We start from the raw sequence: 15,831 nt of genomic DNA on the forward strand, positions 1-15,831 counted from the left end.
ATCGAGGGCTCTTTTGTATGATCCCCCTTCTCAAACGCGCAAGAACTGCCCATAGTCTTCTCTATATAAAAGTTCCAGCGCACGTATCATCGTCGCTCATAGAGCATGTTGAGGCTCACCCAGCACTGAGGAGACCATTATGGGACAGGCAGAACGGATTGGCGCCGTACGCGATGAAACGCTTACCAGCCGAAAAACAGACCTGGCCCATCCTTCAATGTATAAGGTCATCATGCTCAATGACGACTATACGCCTATGGACTTTGTCATAGAGGTTCTAGAGCGTTTTTTTGGCAAAGCACGCCAAGAGGCAACCGCCATCATGCTTGAAATACACAATAAAGGCAGCAGCGTTTGCGGTATTTTCACCTATGAAGTGGCAGAAACAAAGGTGAGTCAGGTGATGGATCTCGCACGACAAAACCAACACCCTCTCCAATGTACTCTTGAGAAGGCGTAGCAGACGCGCCACATTACATGTTCGTTTCTTTATTTTCGTCTGTCTGACCCTTGCTCACTATAGGGAGCGCTCTATGCTGTCCTCCACACTTGAACAGACGCTTCAGCGTGCACTCGTTTTCGCTGGACAATACCAGCATGAATACATCACTTTGGAGCACCTCCTCCTTGCCCTCTGTGATGATAGCGATGCGGTAGCCGTCTTGGAGGCTTGCCGGGTTGATCGCACCCAGTTGCAACGTGACCTTACCGACTTCCTAGAGCACGACCTCCAAGCTCTGCAGCGGTCTGACCTCAGCGATCCACCTCAACCGACATCCGCTTTTCAACGTGTCATTCAACGCGCAGCCATCCATATCCAAAGTGCAGGACAGCCAACGATGAATGGCGGGAATGTGCTGGTGGCGTTTTTTGCAGAACGTGAGAGCCATGCGGTCTTCTTCCTCCAAAACCTTGGTATGACACGCCTTGATGCGATCCATGCCATGGCGCAAGAGGAACCACGCAGCACGTATCAGCGTTCCACCCGTGGAGCGCGCGCGCATACAGCCGACCCCGATGCGACACCGAAGGGCGAACCCAAAGACGACAAGCATGACGCGCTTGATACCTATTGCGTAAACCTCAACGACCGTGCACGTGCTAACAGCATTGACCCCCTCATTGGACGTGAAGCAGAGGTTGAACGCCTCGTTCAAATTCTCTGCCGTCGTACTAAAAACAACCCTCTGATGGTCGGAGACCCTGGTGTCGGGAAAACTGCCATTGTGGAAGGATTAGCAGGGCGTATTATTGCCAAAAAAGTTCCTGCTATCCTCAAAAAATCCACAATTTATAGTCTTGATTTAGGAAGCCTCTTAGCGGGCACGCGCTACCGTGGAGATTTTGAAGAACGCCTTAAAGCGATCGTCAATGAACTTGAAAAAACACCCAATGCTGTCTTGTTCATTGACGAAATCCATATGCTCGTCGGTGCAGGAGCCACAACAAACGGCGCTATGGATGCGTCTAACCTCCTTAAACCCGCTTTAGCGGCTGGAAAACTGCGCTGCATCGGGTCGACGACCTATTCTGAATATCGTCAACATTTCGAGAAAGACCATGCCCTTACCCGGCGCTTTCAGAAAATCGACGTTGCAGAACCCTCAGAGAAAGACAGCATACGGATCTTACGCGGGCTGAAAAGTCGCTACGAGGCGCATCATGATATCCGCTATACCGATGCCGCTATTAGAGGTGCTGTAACCCTTTCTGCGCGTTATATTCATGACCGAAACCTGCCCGATAAAGCGATCGACTTAATTGACGAGGCTGGGGCCGCTTGCCGCTTATTACCCCCTCATCGCAAAAGACAGACAATTGGCCTGAAAGATATCGAAGCCACGGTTGCTCGCATTGCCCAGATCCCGCCGCGTCATATGTCTAAAGATGACCGTTCAACGCTTCGGCATTTATCGTCAGATTTACGCAAGGCTGTCTTTGGCCAACAAACAGCCATTGATGCCCTCTCTTCGGCCATCATGCTGTCACGCGCAGGCTTACGAGATGGTGAAAAAACAATCGGTAGCTACCTTTTCTCTGGCCCAACCGGCGTCGGCAAAACAGAGGCAGCACGTCAGCTCGCATCCTCACTCAATATCAAGCTCATTCGCTTTGATATGTCAGAATATATGGAGCCTCATTCGATCTCACGTCTGATCGGCACGCCACCTGGCTATGTCGGTTTTGAGCAAGGGGGGCTGCTGACGGAAGCTGTCCATCAGAACCCACATGCTGTTCTTCTGCTTGATGAGATCGAAAAAGCCCATCCCGATCTCTTTAATATCCTGCTGCAAGTCATGGATCACGGCAAACTGACCGACCATACGGGGAAAGTAGTCGATTTCCGGAATGTAGTCCTCATCATGACCACAAATGCAGGCGCAGCCGATCTCTCCAAAGAGGCTATCGGGTTTGGACGCACCAAACGTTCTGGCGATGATGAAGAAGCGATCAAACGGCTTTTCTCACCAGAATTCCGCAATCGGTTGGATGCGATTGTTCCTTTCGCTCCGCTCTCACCTGAGATTGTGCAACATATTGTCAGCAAGTTCATTGAACAACTGAGAACATTGTTGAACGCGAAAAAAGTCACGTTGGAACTGACAAAAAAGGCTTCTCAATGGTTAGGTGAAAACGGCTATGATCGCCTTAACGGAGCGCGACCTCTGGGGCGTCTTATCCAAGAAAAAATCAAAAAGCCTCTTGCTGAAGAACTCCTCTTTGGCAAGCTCACCGAGGGAGGGCATGTTCGCATTGACGTCAAGGAGGACGCACTCACCTTTAGCTACCCAGCCCCCCATCACGACAAGAGTGAGACGCATAAAAAACGCGACCTCACCCCGGCTTAACCAACAACTTACTGATAGGACTGGCCGTTAACGGCAACGAAACCTGCCCACGGCCAGTTACGGCTTGTCCCGTGATGGGTCCAATCTACACCTTGACGACGCGGGCCATCGTAATAATAGCGCCCCTGCACCTCGACATGGTCACCCACCTTTACCCATGGCCATGAAGGGGCGTGCATTTCATCCAGATTTGACACGACACGAACGGGCTCTCCTGAGCCGACGCTCATCATGAAATAACCATGCCATCCACTCCGACTACGACGCGCACGGAACACTTTTGTGACCTGACCACACATATGCTCAGGCAGATCACTATGCAGACCATAAGCCGTACGATGGTAAGAAAACTGCTGCGCAAATGCGCTCTGGTCTCTTAGAAAATGCGCATTATCACATTGTGTCGGCATGACCGCACCAGCGGGCGGCCCTGCTAAGGCCTCTCCCGGCATGGCCAAGGCCAAACCAACCAAACTTAAAACCGCCAATGACGGATGAAAGAGACGCATAATAGCTTCCTTACTCACGTAAATGCCTTTCCCCACTCTTGAGGCAGGACTATCCTTATAGGGCATGAAGGTAAAAAAATCCGTAGGAGATCAATCCCAATGAATGCGCAAATACTCTCATCTTTTCGCAACCTGATCAAAAAAGAACCATCCTCCCAAGGCCCCGCCTTTGCAGATACACATCCTGATTTTGAGATTATCGCTCTTGGAACACGCAGCGGTGTGATTGATGGCAACCTCACCTCATACATGGTTCGCCCTCTTGGCCGTAATGAAGCCGTCTTATGTGATGCAGGCACCTTAGGGCATGGGCTGAAAATCGCTGAGCAAAAAGGCTCGCTAGACGATATTCCTATTATGCCCGACTCTTCGTTAAGCCGTGCCGGACATGTGCTAAAACAAACCGTTCGCGCCTATCTCATCAGCCACCCTCATTTAGACCATATCGCAGGACTAGTCTTAGCCTCCCCCGATGATACGCCCAAACCCATTTACGGCCTCCCCAGTACATTAAACGCTCTATCCTCCCATCTCTTCAATAATGAGATATGGGGTAATCAAGGGAACCGTGGTGCAGAACCAGCCATTGGCAAATATAGCTATCAGGACATGGAGAGCGGCGTCGCGCAGACAATCGCCAAAAGTGATCTGACCATTCGCGCTTGGCCTCTTAAACATGGCCCTATGACCTCAACGGCTTTCCTTATCGAAACCAACGGAAAAGCTGTGCTCTATCTCGGTGATACAGAAGCAGACAAGCCTGAAAATGGGGAACAAAAACTGCACGAGCTGTGGGAAGCCATCGCTCCCCTTGTAAAAGAACAACGCCTAAAAGCGATCGTGATGGAAGCCACCTATACCAACGACCATCCTGAAAATGCCCTCGCTGGTCACATGACCCCAGAGCATGTTCTCCAAAGCTTACGTGATCTCGCGTTAGTCTGTGGAGGGCGTCATTATGTACGCGGCCTTAAAGTGCTGATCACGCATGTAAAAGAAACATTCCACATGACGGAAAACCCCGTCACCCATATTGCCCGTGAGCTTAATGATGGAAACGATATGGGGATTTACTTCCTTATGGCTAAACAAGGTGAGAGTTACCTTGTCTAAAATCAACATCCGTATTCGTTAAAAGAACATTCTTAATCAATGATGGGCTTACCCCCATTATTGATTAAATCGATCTCAATTATCAAAATAACTAAAAATTTATGTGGAAATAATAATTGACTTTACTCCTGCCGGGATATGTCTAGAATTTAGGAACATATTTTCCAATAATCCCCTGCTGTCGGAGATATATGATGGCTAACTATGATGTGACCATTATTGGTGCCGGGTTCTCAGGCCTAACGCTTGCTTATCAACTTCTCCAGACTGTCGGCCCTATTAACATTGCTCTTATTAATGATGAAACCTTCCCCGTTCATGACGCTGCCCATAAAGTAGGTGAATCTCTCAACGAAGTCGGTGGGCTGTACCTTTCATATATTCTAAAGTTACATGACTATATGGAAGACAATCATTTTAAAAAAATGGGAATGCGCTTTTTCAGGGAAAATAACGGATCTTTTTTTGAAATGGGGCCTACTGCTTTCCCTCCTAATGATTCATTTCATTTCCAACGAGGGAAATTCGAAAACGACCTTCATTCAATGTTGAAAGAAAAAGTAACTTTTTTCAACAATCATAAATTCGTCGATTTTTCTGACGAAACAACACACAAAAACATTCTTTTTATCGACAAAGAAGGAAACGAGAAAAAACTCACGACACAATGGCTTATTGATGCCTCTGGCATGAAGAAGGTCCTGTCAAAAAAATTCGATATTACACGCAAACTCCCAATTTCACATTCATCCGTGTGGGTTCGTTTTGCGGGGTTCGTTAATGTCAGTGATATCTATCTTGATGATGGAAAAACACCCTTTAGCCATGCCGAAAGAGAACGTAGCTCTATTCACGTTGAGGGACTAGGATACTGGATCTGGATACTCCCTCTTTCTGAGAATACAACGAGCCTTGGGATCGTGTTTGATGAAAAGATGTACTCATTTGATGACTTCTCATCACAAGAAAAAATGATGTCTTGGTTAGAAAAGAACGAGAGTCTCCTGGGTTCTTATCTACGTAAAAAGAATTTCGATGTTCTAGATTTTAAAATTCTTCGGAAATTTGCAACACTTTCCGATTACGCGACCTCTAAAAACCGGTGGGCCCTTACAGGAGATGCCTATGGCTTTTGGGATCCTTATTATTCAGGAGGTTTCGATGTAATCGCTTTTCAAAATACAATGCTTACACAAAATATTAAAAGTGACCTAAAAGGAATGAATATAAACCGTAAGATACATAATAATAATATCCTTATTTCTTCTCTTATGGAATTAATGGAACATATGTTTGATGGCATGTATACACTTAAGAACGATTGGTATTATCTGACTGTGAAATACTGCATTGATAGTGTTACATACTTTGGTAGCTTTTGTAGCATTATGAGAAATATGGACTTCTCAGATGATAATTTAGTCGAGAATGTTATCTCTCTTGTAAGAGAAATTATCTCTATTTATTCTGATATTGCTGCTTTCTTAAAAAGTGATGCGTTCAACAATCTCACATATGAGGCTCCATCTCATCTTCTCTTACATCCAACATTATTTAGCACCACTAATATGAATATTAATTCACCTAATGGAGATAAAAACAAACTCATCAATGCCCTTAAGAAACATATAAATATCATGAAATTTCAATATTATTATCTTCTAAAAGGGCATGATTATATAGAACTCTTACACTCATCTATTTATGATAGAATTTCGAGTGATACAGATATCGCTTCCTACGCAGATAATCCCCTTTCTCTACTACAAGAGAAAGGTTAAAATGAGTCATACTCTGTATAGAAGATCTTTTCTAGCATTTGGCAGTCTCTTCTTAGGAGGTGGATGTAGCTCTCTTGCACGTCCACACCTCCCTCAGAGCATCACAATCGACCGCTATACGCTTGACAAAATTCGTGCGCTCACCGCTATTCATCAGGAGAATTGCGGTAGCATTAGCCGTTTAGCTGTTATGTCAGAGGCTCTACTAGAAACACCATATCTCGCTGATCGCCTTATTGGCTCTGCAACACGTCCTGAAGAATTCGTTGTTGATTTGAGAGGAGTAGATTGTCTTTCATTTTTAGAATATGTGACGGCATTAAGTCAGAGCAGCTCGCTTGACGGCTTTCTTTTAGCTTTGCTCCACACACGCTATAGCAACGAGATCATTTCGTTTCCTACACGACGGAATTTCTTTAGCGATTGGGCTCATGCGCACCCTTTTTTAGCGCAAGATATAACACCGTCTCTTTCTTCTAAGGTTGTTACCGTCACAAAATATCTCAACCAAAAAGCCGACGGCTCGCTATATTTGCCAGGGATCTCGGTCAAAAAACGGCGCATCTCTTATCTTCCGAGCACGGCACTTCCCAGCGCTCTCCCCCTTTTAAAGACGGGGGATTTAATCGGAATCTATAGCGGATTACCTGGTCTTGATGTGAGCCATACGGGCTTTGCGATTTGGCGATCTGGTCAATTATTTTTCCGAAATGCGTCCTCACTGAAACGCAATCGTTGTGTTGTTGATACGCCACTGAACGAATATGTGCATGGAAAAATCGGACTTGTTGTTTTACGTCCTTCACAACACAAATCGTGTTTTTCTTAGACCCCACTTACAAAAGATTTAACCCAGAGTCTTATTGCGGCGAGATGGAAAACCCCCATGCAGGATAATGCCATTTTGTCGTAGCGTGCTGCGATACGTCGCTCCTGCTTGAGCTTATTTAAACCATACACTCCGTGCGGTTGCGATCCCTATCACGCTGCCGGTCTATTTTCTGTGGAGCGCTCGTCTTTAGCGGAAACTATCGCTGTTATACCGTCACTCAACCCGTAGAGCCTTAGAGTTTGGCACTGGAACACCATCAGAGCGTCTATGGTTTTATAGTTCGAGACCTGTCCTCCGGTAAGAACGAACCCGAGAGGACGTCCTTAATGATCATATGGGGCGTGGACGTTGCCCATAAAGCCGCCGCGTGATCGACCAAAAGCCTCCCAATGAGCCCTCCTTTTCACCAGTGGCCGGTAAAGTGGTTACGAACCACAGCCGTCGGTCAAGCCCAAGTCTATCAAGGTCTGCAGCAGAGCGCCCCACACGCCCTGTTCAACCCAACGACGAAACCTACAGCGACGGGGTTCCACTTGCCGTAACAATCATGCCTATCTCGCCATAGGCAGACCAACACGCAAAACATAAAGCATGCCGTTTAGAAACAAGCGACGACTCTCCAGAAGAACACGCCCAACGGCCACGATCAGAAGGCAAAAGAGTGACAATCATCGCCCGCTTCTCGTCCGATACGTCACCACGCATTCGAAAGTTTTTGTCAACGCGACCTAAGCCCTGTACCTCGCAGAAAATATACCGGACTCTAGCCTCATTATGGATCAAGCCCGCATCTATCTTTTCCTTCAGGAAAAGAAAATCTTATATCTGCGTAGCCGCTTTTTCCCTCGGCAAACACTCCCCTCATCACGATTGAAGAAGCATTTCCGCAAGCCTATCAAGATGTGCTTTATACCGCTCCCAGTCAGGCATGACTCGTTTGAGCAGAGCCCAAAACTCTGGGCCGTGATGATGTTCCTTGATGTGACAGAGCTCGTGAAAAATAACATAGTCAATGCATTTCCGTGGGGCCTTCACTAGATGTGGGTTAAGTGTCACCGCTCCATCGGGCGAGCAATTTCCCCATTGCATCTGCATGACCTGGATTTTGAGCACGGGGGGTGTAGCCACCCACAATGTAGATGGCAAAAGAGCCGCAAGGCGTTTGTGAAACACCTCCTGCGCCCGGGTAAAGTACCATAACTCCAGCAACTTTCGGACACGTAATGGCTGGGGCTTGTGTACAGACACCTCAAGGCGCCCGCGCAACAAACGCACATTCTCTGGCTTTTCAGGCTGATGGTGGACTTTCAGAAGATGCCGCCGCCCGAGATAAAAGTAGCTCTCCCCGCTCACATAATCCCGCTTAATGGCGTACTGTTGCACTGTTTTAAAGTCTCGCAGTTTCTGCCAAATCCAGCGGGCCTTCTTCTGCAGCGTACGGTCAAGGGCATCCTCTGTTGTGCCATCGGGCACAAGGGCTTGAACACTCAAGTCAGGTTGCACTTTGAGGCGGAGCTTCGTTCCCGTGCGTGCAAGCGGGACGCATGTGATACGGATTACCTCCCCGCCATAATGCACCACTCTCTCATCCATATGAGCTGTGATGTTCCGTGGCCGAACCCGCCCGCATAATCTGAGTGACAAATGTGCTGATATCGGTAATTTTATCGACCCCAAAGCCTTTCTTCTGCCCGATTGGAAACAACAAACTGATAAGCTCTTGCGCAACAATTCTTTCCATATCGGAACGACTAAGCGAATTTTCCCGCACAGCTTTATGCACAATCTGATCAATCTTAAACGCCACATCGACCCATTCTTGGCGGTCATCATCTGTCATCGACGCGTTAAAGACTTTCAGGAAAACACCATAATATGCCTGAGCATGACGGTTCCCCTCAAAAACAGGTGGAATCTCGCTCAATGTGCGCTCTGAAACCTGCTCTTCAAACTCCTGAAAAAGCATAAGCTGCTTTAAGGGATGATCGAACAGCTCTTCTGCTTCTTGAATCACCTTACGCAAAAGGGCCGAGAAAGCTTCCTGTGCATACGGGTCATCCTGCATCTCATGGTCGATTATTTTGGTGATGCGGGTACGGATCAGATCGGTTTCATTCCGTGTTTTCTCATCGCTCCAGTTTTCGGGCGGAGTGTCTTCCGGCACTTTACCCATCTTACCAACGGCATACACACCCTTAGGGTCATGCACCTGCACACCGGCCACATGCCGATCCAGCAATTTTTTAATCTTCTCAGCATACTGGTCAAAATCTACGGTTTCGCCCATATCCCGAAGAATAACCTGCCGTAAGCTGCTCATCTGCTTAAGGGTTTCTTTGTATGTCGTGCGGTCAGCTTCTGTGAAGCTTGTATCCTCAAAGAATGACACAGATTGTAAAGCGACTTTGAGACAATTGGTAAAAGCCGTCAAAGCCTCGAAGAAATCATCCCGCCGCTTTACGTTCACATCAACCGTGCGGCCATCTTCCTCCTTCATGCTCGGCACCAACAGGGCACGCAGTTGCTCTGGGTCGCGCTTATTTTTCACGCTCGCAAAAATATCCCATAACGCCTTATGCAGGGCAGGAAGTTCCCGATATTCGCTGCTTATCTGGCTGTATAGCCCCTCAATATCCTGCGGATCATACCCTCCGACCGTATCAGCGAGCTTGTCATAATGAGCGAGCGTCGTGTCGAGTTCTGCCAAAATACCGCGATAATCAATCAGAAGACCGTGCTTCTTCTCGTCATGCAAACGGTTCACACGGGCAATGGCCTGCAAAAGATTATGCTGTTTCAAAGGTTTATCAATATACAAAACGGCATTCTTCGGCTCATCGAACCCCGTTAAGAGCTTATCGACCACAATAATCAACTTGAGATCTGGGTCTTCAGCAAAACGCTCAATCACAGCGCGGGTATATTCCTCCTCGCTCTGTTTGCCGACCGTCTTATTCCACCATTCCTGAACTTCCGGTTGTGCGCGCTCATCCACCTCCGTATGACCCTCGCGCGTGTCAGGCGGGCTCATGACGATGGCACTCTCGAAAAGCCCAACATCATCCAGATAATTCTTATACCGAATAGCCGAGACCTTGCTATCACAGGCCAGCATGCCTTTGAGGTCTTTATCAATATTATTATCAAAATGGGTCGCCAAATCCATCGCGATCAAGCGAATACGGTCATCAGCCTTATAAACCTGATTAGCACGGGCAAAGCGTCTTTTAAGATCGGAGACTTGCTGGTCTGTCAGCCCTTGCGTAATACGATCAAACCACGCATCAATTGCCCGCTCATTAACCGACAAATCAGGCTTGCGTTCCTCATATAAAAGCGGCGTTACCGTACCATCCGCGACAGCCTGTTTCATCGTATATGAATGGATGATCTTCCCAAAGCGTTGCGTCGTCTTGCTCCCCTTCAACAAGGGCGTGCCCGTAAACGCAATAAAGGCGGCATTGGGCAAAGCATGCTTCATACGGGCATGACTCTCCCCGCCCTGACTACGATGCCCCTCATCCACCAGCACAATCATATCCGCACTATCATTATGGCATTCAGGCAAGCTCGTCGCGGTATAGAACTTGTGAATGAGCGAGAAGATAATCCGCTCTTGCCCATGCCCGATCTGTTGCGCCAAACGACGGCCCGACGTCGCGAGAGAAGCCGCTCTATCTTTCTTCCCTGACAACTCTCCACCGCTGGCAAAGGTGCTGCTAAGCTGCCGCTCAAGGTCTTTTCGGTCTGTCACGACAAGAATGCGGCATTGCTTGAGGTCATCATCCAAAACCAACGCACGGCTTAGAAAAACCATTGTGAAAGACTTGCCCGACCCTGTTGTATGCCACACAACGCCGCTTTCACGCCCACCATCGGGCCGGCGGGTCTTGATGCGCTCTAACAGCCGCTTGATGCCAAAGACTTGTTGATACCGGGCAACGACCTTTCCTTTGTGACGATCGAACAAAGTAAAAAAACGCACCATCTCCAACAAGCGTTCAGGCGACAGCACACCGATCAAGAGCCGATCTTGCTCTGTCACCGCCAAGGGGTGCGCTGACCATTCCTCAAACCATGCCCGATCAGCCGGTTTACGCTCAGCAAACAGAACGTCTTTTTGTTCCGCAGAAAGCGGCGTGTTTTTGAGCGCCTCCATCTGCTTTTCGGTATTATCTTCCTCTTTCCAGCTCGCCCAAAATTTCTGCGGCGTGCCACATGTGCCATAACAGCCCTCCTGCCCCGTGATGGACAGAAGAAGCTGACTATACGCAAAAAGATTCGGGATTTCGTCAGCCCGTTGATTGCGCAGAGATTGGGAAATACCATCAAAAATCGGCGGCCCCTTGCCCGCCTTAGCATCGGGCCGCTTAGCCTCAATCACCGCCAGCGGAAGCCCATTAACAAAGCACACACAGTCTGGGCGACGCATCTGCGTCCCATCGGTGCGCAAAACGCTAAACTCTTCAGTGAACGTAAAGCTGTTATTGTCCAGATTCTGCCAATCAATCAGCGCAATCGTTGGGGTAGCCTTGCGCCCATTGATAAACTCCGTCACCGCAATGCCGAAGAGCAGATGGGTCGTCATTTTCTCATTGGCATCACGCAAGCCCGACACAAAATCAGGATGCGTCACGATAGAGACGAGCCGCTCGATCGCCCCATCTGACAGGCGGTGTTCTTGTCCCTCAAAGATAAAGCGGCGCTTTTTCAGCTCCACCCGCAGCAGATCGTCCAACACAACGGCACGATGCCGCCTACCCCGCAACGCCAATGCCTCAGAAGGCGGCAAAAACCGCCAACCAAGCGTACTCAGCAAGGCCAGTGCTGGTAGTTTTGCGCTATACTCCTCCTGAAATTTCAGGCCCCCCGTCATGCTGACACCTCCGCATCAACAACCACCCGCCGCTTGCCCGTCAGCAATTGCTGCATCAACGCTTTCTTTTCCCGACGCAACCGCTCCAGATCCGCTTTAATAGCGGTTATTTCATCGTCTGCCGTCGTCAAAACCGCCGCAATGGCTTTTTGTTCGGGAAGGGAGGGAGGAATCCTAATTTCTTGTTTAAGAACCTCTTTTCTCCCTAAGCCCAACTGAGCAGTCCCATTTGCCTTTCGTAATAAGGACTTATTTATTTCATATGAATTAATTAAAAAATGAATAAAACCACTATAACAATCATGGATATGAAGCGCGTAAACGTGGTCACTCATGACATATAAATTATTATGAGCAATAATAGCTGTCTTTCCTATGATATTCCCTCCACCGATATCATCTTTTGGCATAATTAAAGTACCTTTTTCTAAAACATCACCGTCATGATGCGTTTTTTTTGTGCACTTTAATTTTCCTTGTCGGTCAACAGAACCCATGTCTACAATAAAACGTTCGCCATCTTTAGAAAAATATTTTGCTTTAGATACTGACGTTCTTATATTAGCAATGTCAGAGATTTTTACTCTTTCCCACTCCCCAACAAACCCCGGAAGGCGTTTTTTGGCGGTAAGGAGTTGCTGCATGAGGGATTTTTTCTGCTGCTGGCTGTTAGCCAGAAGCTTCTCCGTCCCCTCAATCGCCCGATCCCACGTCGATAAAATAGCCGCTATCTTCTTCTGTTCAGGAAGGGGGGGGAGAGAAATGGGAAAACTAAGGAAAGAATCGGTATCAATACTTTCAACAGTTGTTCCTTCTTTTTGACAGGATTTTAAAATAATTTTTTCGAAACACATTATATAATTATATATATATTCCGAGATTATGTTTTTATTATCTGGCAATACCTTAATGTCTTGATTGACTGTGAAAGGAACCTCCACAATAGCAACCGGTAGTTTCTTCCTCAAGATACCACTTCGCGTTACAACTACAATTGAACCTGATGGATAAAGTCGATTTTTATTTTCTTGTATTGCCACCTGTGTAATATAATCTTCTGTAGAAAATATTTTTCCTGTAATCATATCTTTAGGGGAAACCCAAGGGATAGTTCCATTACTCCAAAAACTATCATTTGCCTTGGAGGGCGTCTTTCCCCCCGCCCACTTTCCAATTAATCCAAGATTGCTTAATTTCCACCCCTCAGGAAGCATAACCAAGCTCCTTCAAATAAGCGTCCATTTGTGCTTCCAAGGTTGCTAGCTCTGCCTTAATCTCAACCCGCTCTGCCCGCACGGCTTCTAAGTCAATCTCTTCCTCTTCTTCAAACGTATCAACATAACGTGGAATATTGAGGTTATAGTCGTTCTCTTTAATCTCTTCCACTGTTGCGCAATAGGCGTATTTGTCCACATTGGTACGGCTGCGGTAGGTCTCCACAATCTTTGTGATATTCTCTTCACTTAAAATATTCTGGTTCTTGCCCGCGGTAAATTCGCGGCTTGCATCAATAAACAGAACATCGTTCGCCTTGCGGCCTTTACGGAAAAGTAAAATCGCCGCTGGGATACCCGTGCCGAAGAACAATTTTGGGGGCAAACCAATAACAGCATCCAGCATATTTTCTTCGATGAGCTTTTGCCGAATTTTTCCCTCAGCACTCCCCCTGAACAACACACCATGCGGCACCACGACCCCCATGCGTCCCGTGCGATTTTTAAGTATGGTCAGCATATGAAGGATGAAAGCATAATCCCCCTTCGTTTTAGGCGGAATACCCCGTGCAAAGCGATGATGCACATCACTCGCCGCCTCCTCATGCCCCCATTTATCCAAGCTGAAGGGTGGGTTTGCCGTCACCACATCAAAGTGCATAAGATGGCCATTATCATCAAGGAGCTTCGGGTTGCGAATGGTATCACCCCATTCAATCCGATGATTATTCTCCCCATGCAGAAACATATTCATCTTTGCAAAAGACCATGTAGAACCAATCGCCTCTTGCCCGAACAGCGCGTAATTCTTGCTGCCTTCATGGTGACGCGTAATCTGGCGGCCACATTTCATCAACAAAGAGGCCGAACCACAGGCGGGGTCACAAATGGTTTCCCCCGGCTGTGGGTTCAACAAACGAGCCAGCACCTCACTCACTTCCGGCGGGGTATAAAACTCACCAGCTTTCTGCCCACCACTGGCCGCAAAATTCTTAATCAGATACTCGTAGGCATTCCCAATCACGTCCATCGTGCCCACCCGAGAGGGATGTAAGTTCAGCTCGGGCTTGTGGAAATCTTCCAGCAAATGACGCAGAATGGTATTCTTTTGTTTCTCATCCCCCAATTTATCAGAATTGAACGTAATATCTTGGAAGACGCTTTTCCCCGCATCTTTCAGCTTATCATCGTTAGCTTCTTCAATCGCGTGTAAGGCTTTATCAATGCGCTCACCATTGCCAGGAGTGTTGCGCTCTTTATACAATGTGTAAAAATCCGTCCCCTTAGGCAACACAAAGCGTTCTTTCTTAAGCATCGCTTCAATCGCTTCAGGATTATCGCCAAATTGCTTTTTATAAACGTCGTAATGGTCTTGCCATACGTCTGAAATATATTTGAGGAACAACATCGTCAGTACATAATCCCGATACGTATCCGGGCTCACCGTCCCGCGGAACGTATCGCAGGCACTCCAAAGCGTTCTGTTAATAGCGTCTTGTGAAATCTGGTCAGTCACGATGCTTGGAATCCTGTTCAAATCCTATTCAGAGACAGAAGGATTATACTAGCCTGCTCTATATTGACCAGAGTAGGTTACCTGAAGGAACACAAGCATCTCAGAAAGATATCCTTTTCTATCCGTAACGCGGAAATCTTCTGAGGAGGGTGACACCCCCCATCTACATCGCCACAAATAGGAAAACGACGTTATGAAGCACAACACTCTAGGTTTTGTTGACAAATGATGGTATCCAGATTTTCATGGCTGCGATGTTGAGAAAGGTGAGAAAGGATTTTCGTGTTTTGTCATACCGTGTGGCGATACGACGAAATTGCTTTAGTTTATTGAACATACGCTCACTATGATTGCGATCCCTATAACCATGGATGTCGTAAGGAATGCTCTTTTTACGGTTTGATCGTGGTGGGATAACGGGCAGAACCACCTGGAAAAGCAAGGTTTCTCGTATGTTATCACGATCATACCCCTTGTCGACCAGAAATCGACGAGGAGCTGCGGCAGGTAGTTCTATTAAGGACGCAGCACCAGAAGTGTCCGAAACGTCACCACCTGTCAGTGTGAAGCCAAGAGGGTGCCCTTGATCGTCTGCACGGGCGTGGACTTTGCTCGTAAATCCGCCGCGGCTGCGACCAAAACCCTCCTTATATGTCCCCCTTTTGCGCCAGCGGCCTGGCTGTGGGCCCGAACAACGGTGCTATCCATCATATGTTGCCAATCATCCGCGCTCAGGCGGCAAAAGCTCACCAATAATCGCCCATTCTGCGTCTGTTAAATCACCGCACATACGCTCTCTCCTTTCCAACGAGAAGAAGTGCATCATATTCAAAAATATTTTTTGTCAACAGCTCCTAGCCAAGACAGGAGCCATTCTCTGACGCGCAAGTATAATGTCAGAAGTTTTAAGAGAGACGACGATTTCCTTGCCTAAACGTTTCTACTATTCGTGTGAGCTACGGACACGGAGATAGAGACGATTGGGCTGTCGGCTCACGTCAGGAGTATTGCGCTGCAGAGAGACGCAGCTAGTCTCTGAAGTGATTAGAGAGATGTAATTTTATGGGGTATTGGATGCGGGGGTAGGATTTGAACCTACGACCTTCAGGTTATGAGCCTGACGAGCTACCGGGCTGCTCCA

10 protein-coding genes and 2 pseudogenes are annotated in these 15,831 nt (G+C 47.5%); 5 read left to right on the top strand and 7 right to left on the bottom strand.

Annotated features, from left to right (window positions below; all coding sequences use genetic code 11):
* The first annotated feature begins 139 nt into the window (after window positions 1-139).
* Window positions 140-460, top strand: a complete 321-nt coding sequence (gene clpS, locus F457_RS0105520; protein ID WP_018980140.1) for an ATP-dependent Clp protease adapter ClpS — start codon at window positions 140-142, stop codon at window positions 458-460.
* 73 nt (window positions 461-533) lie between these two features.
* Window positions 534-2,849, top strand: coding sequence for an ATP-dependent Clp protease ATP-binding subunit ClpA (gene clpA / locus F457_RS0105525; RefSeq protein ID WP_018980141.1), 2,316 nt, complete (start codon window positions 534-536; stop codon window positions 2,847-2,849).
* 8 nt (window positions 2,850-2,857) lie between these two features.
* On the opposite strand, the gene F457_RS0105530 is transcribed toward clpA, so the two are convergent.
* Complete coding sequence (locus F457_RS0105530) at window positions 2,858-3,358, bottom strand: DUF3465 domain-containing protein (protein ID WP_018980142.1); 501 nt, start codon at window positions 3,356-3,358, stop codon at window positions 2,858-2,860.
* Between the two features lie 99 nt (window positions 3,359-3,457).
* Here F457_RS0105530 and F457_RS0105535 point away from each other — a divergent pair, with 99 nt between their 5' ends.
* The 3 genes from F457_RS0105535 (at window position 3,458) to F457_RS0105545 (ending at window position 7,081) form a co-directional block, all read left to right on the top strand.
* The gene (locus tag F457_RS0105535; protein ID WP_018980143.1) at window positions 3,458-4,471 is read left to right on the top strand and encodes an MBL fold metallo-hydrolase; all 1,014 of its coding nucleotides are present in this window, start codon (window positions 3,458-3,460) and stop codon (window positions 4,469-4,471) included.
* 191 nt (window positions 4,472-4,662) lie between these two features.
* A complete protein-coding gene (locus F457_RS0105540) occupies window positions 4,663-6,252 on the top strand; it encodes an NAD(P)/FAD-dependent oxidoreductase (RefSeq protein WP_026294229.1) in 1,590 nt (529 codons plus the stop codon).
* Between the two features lies 1 nt (window position 6,253).
* On the top strand, window positions 6,254-7,081 hold the full coding sequence (locus F457_RS0105545; RefSeq protein ID WP_018980145.1) for an N-acetylmuramoyl-L-alanine amidase-like domain-containing protein: 828 nt from the start codon (window positions 6,254-6,256) through the stop codon (window positions 7,079-7,081).
* Here F457_RS0105545 and F457_RS14360 read toward each other — a convergent pair.
* The 6 genes and pseudogenes from F457_RS14360 to F457_RS14365 all read right to left on the bottom strand — a co-directional run.
* Window positions 7,078-7,197, bottom strand: a pseudogene (locus F457_RS14360) (IS5/IS1182 family transposase); the annotation flags it as partial. The gene F457_RS0105545 and the pseudogene F457_RS14360 sit on opposite strands and share 4 nt — an antisense overlap.
* Before the next feature lie 751 nt (window positions 7,198-7,948).
* Window positions 7,949-8,677 (bottom strand): M48 family metallopeptidase, encoded by a 729-nt coding sequence (locus F457_RS0105555; RefSeq protein ID WP_018980147.1) that lies wholly within the window; start codon window positions 8,675-8,677, stop codon window positions 7,949-7,951.
* Window positions 8,670-11,960, bottom strand: a complete 3,291-nt coding sequence (locus F457_RS0105560; protein ID WP_018980148.1) for a type I restriction endonuclease subunit R — start codon at window positions 11,958-11,960, stop codon at window positions 8,670-8,672. Before F457_RS0105560 ends, F457_RS0105555 begins: the two co-directional genes overlap by 8 nt.
* A complete protein-coding gene (locus F457_RS12275; protein WP_018980149.1) occupies window positions 11,957-13,174 on the bottom strand; it encodes a restriction endonuclease subunit S in 1,218 nt (405 codons plus the stop codon). The genes F457_RS0105560 and F457_RS12275 overlap by 4 nt, the downstream gene beginning before the upstream one ends.
* On the bottom strand, window positions 13,164-14,690 hold the full coding sequence (locus tag F457_RS0105570) for a type I restriction-modification system subunit M (RefSeq protein ID WP_018980150.1): 1,527 nt from the start codon (window positions 14,688-14,690) through the stop codon (window positions 13,164-13,166). Before F457_RS0105570 ends, F457_RS12275 begins: the two co-directional genes overlap by 11 nt.
* A gap of 208 nt (window positions 14,691-14,898) precedes the next feature.
* Window positions 14,899-15,294, bottom strand: a pseudogene (locus F457_RS14365) (IS5 family transposase); the annotation flags it as partial.
* Window positions 15,295-15,831 lie beyond the last annotated feature (537 nt).

This window comes from Saccharibacter floricola DSM 15669 (genome assembly GCF_000378165.1).
Classification (GTDB): Bacteria; Pseudomonadota; Alphaproteobacteria; order Acetobacterales; family Acetobacteraceae; genus Saccharibacter; species Saccharibacter floricola.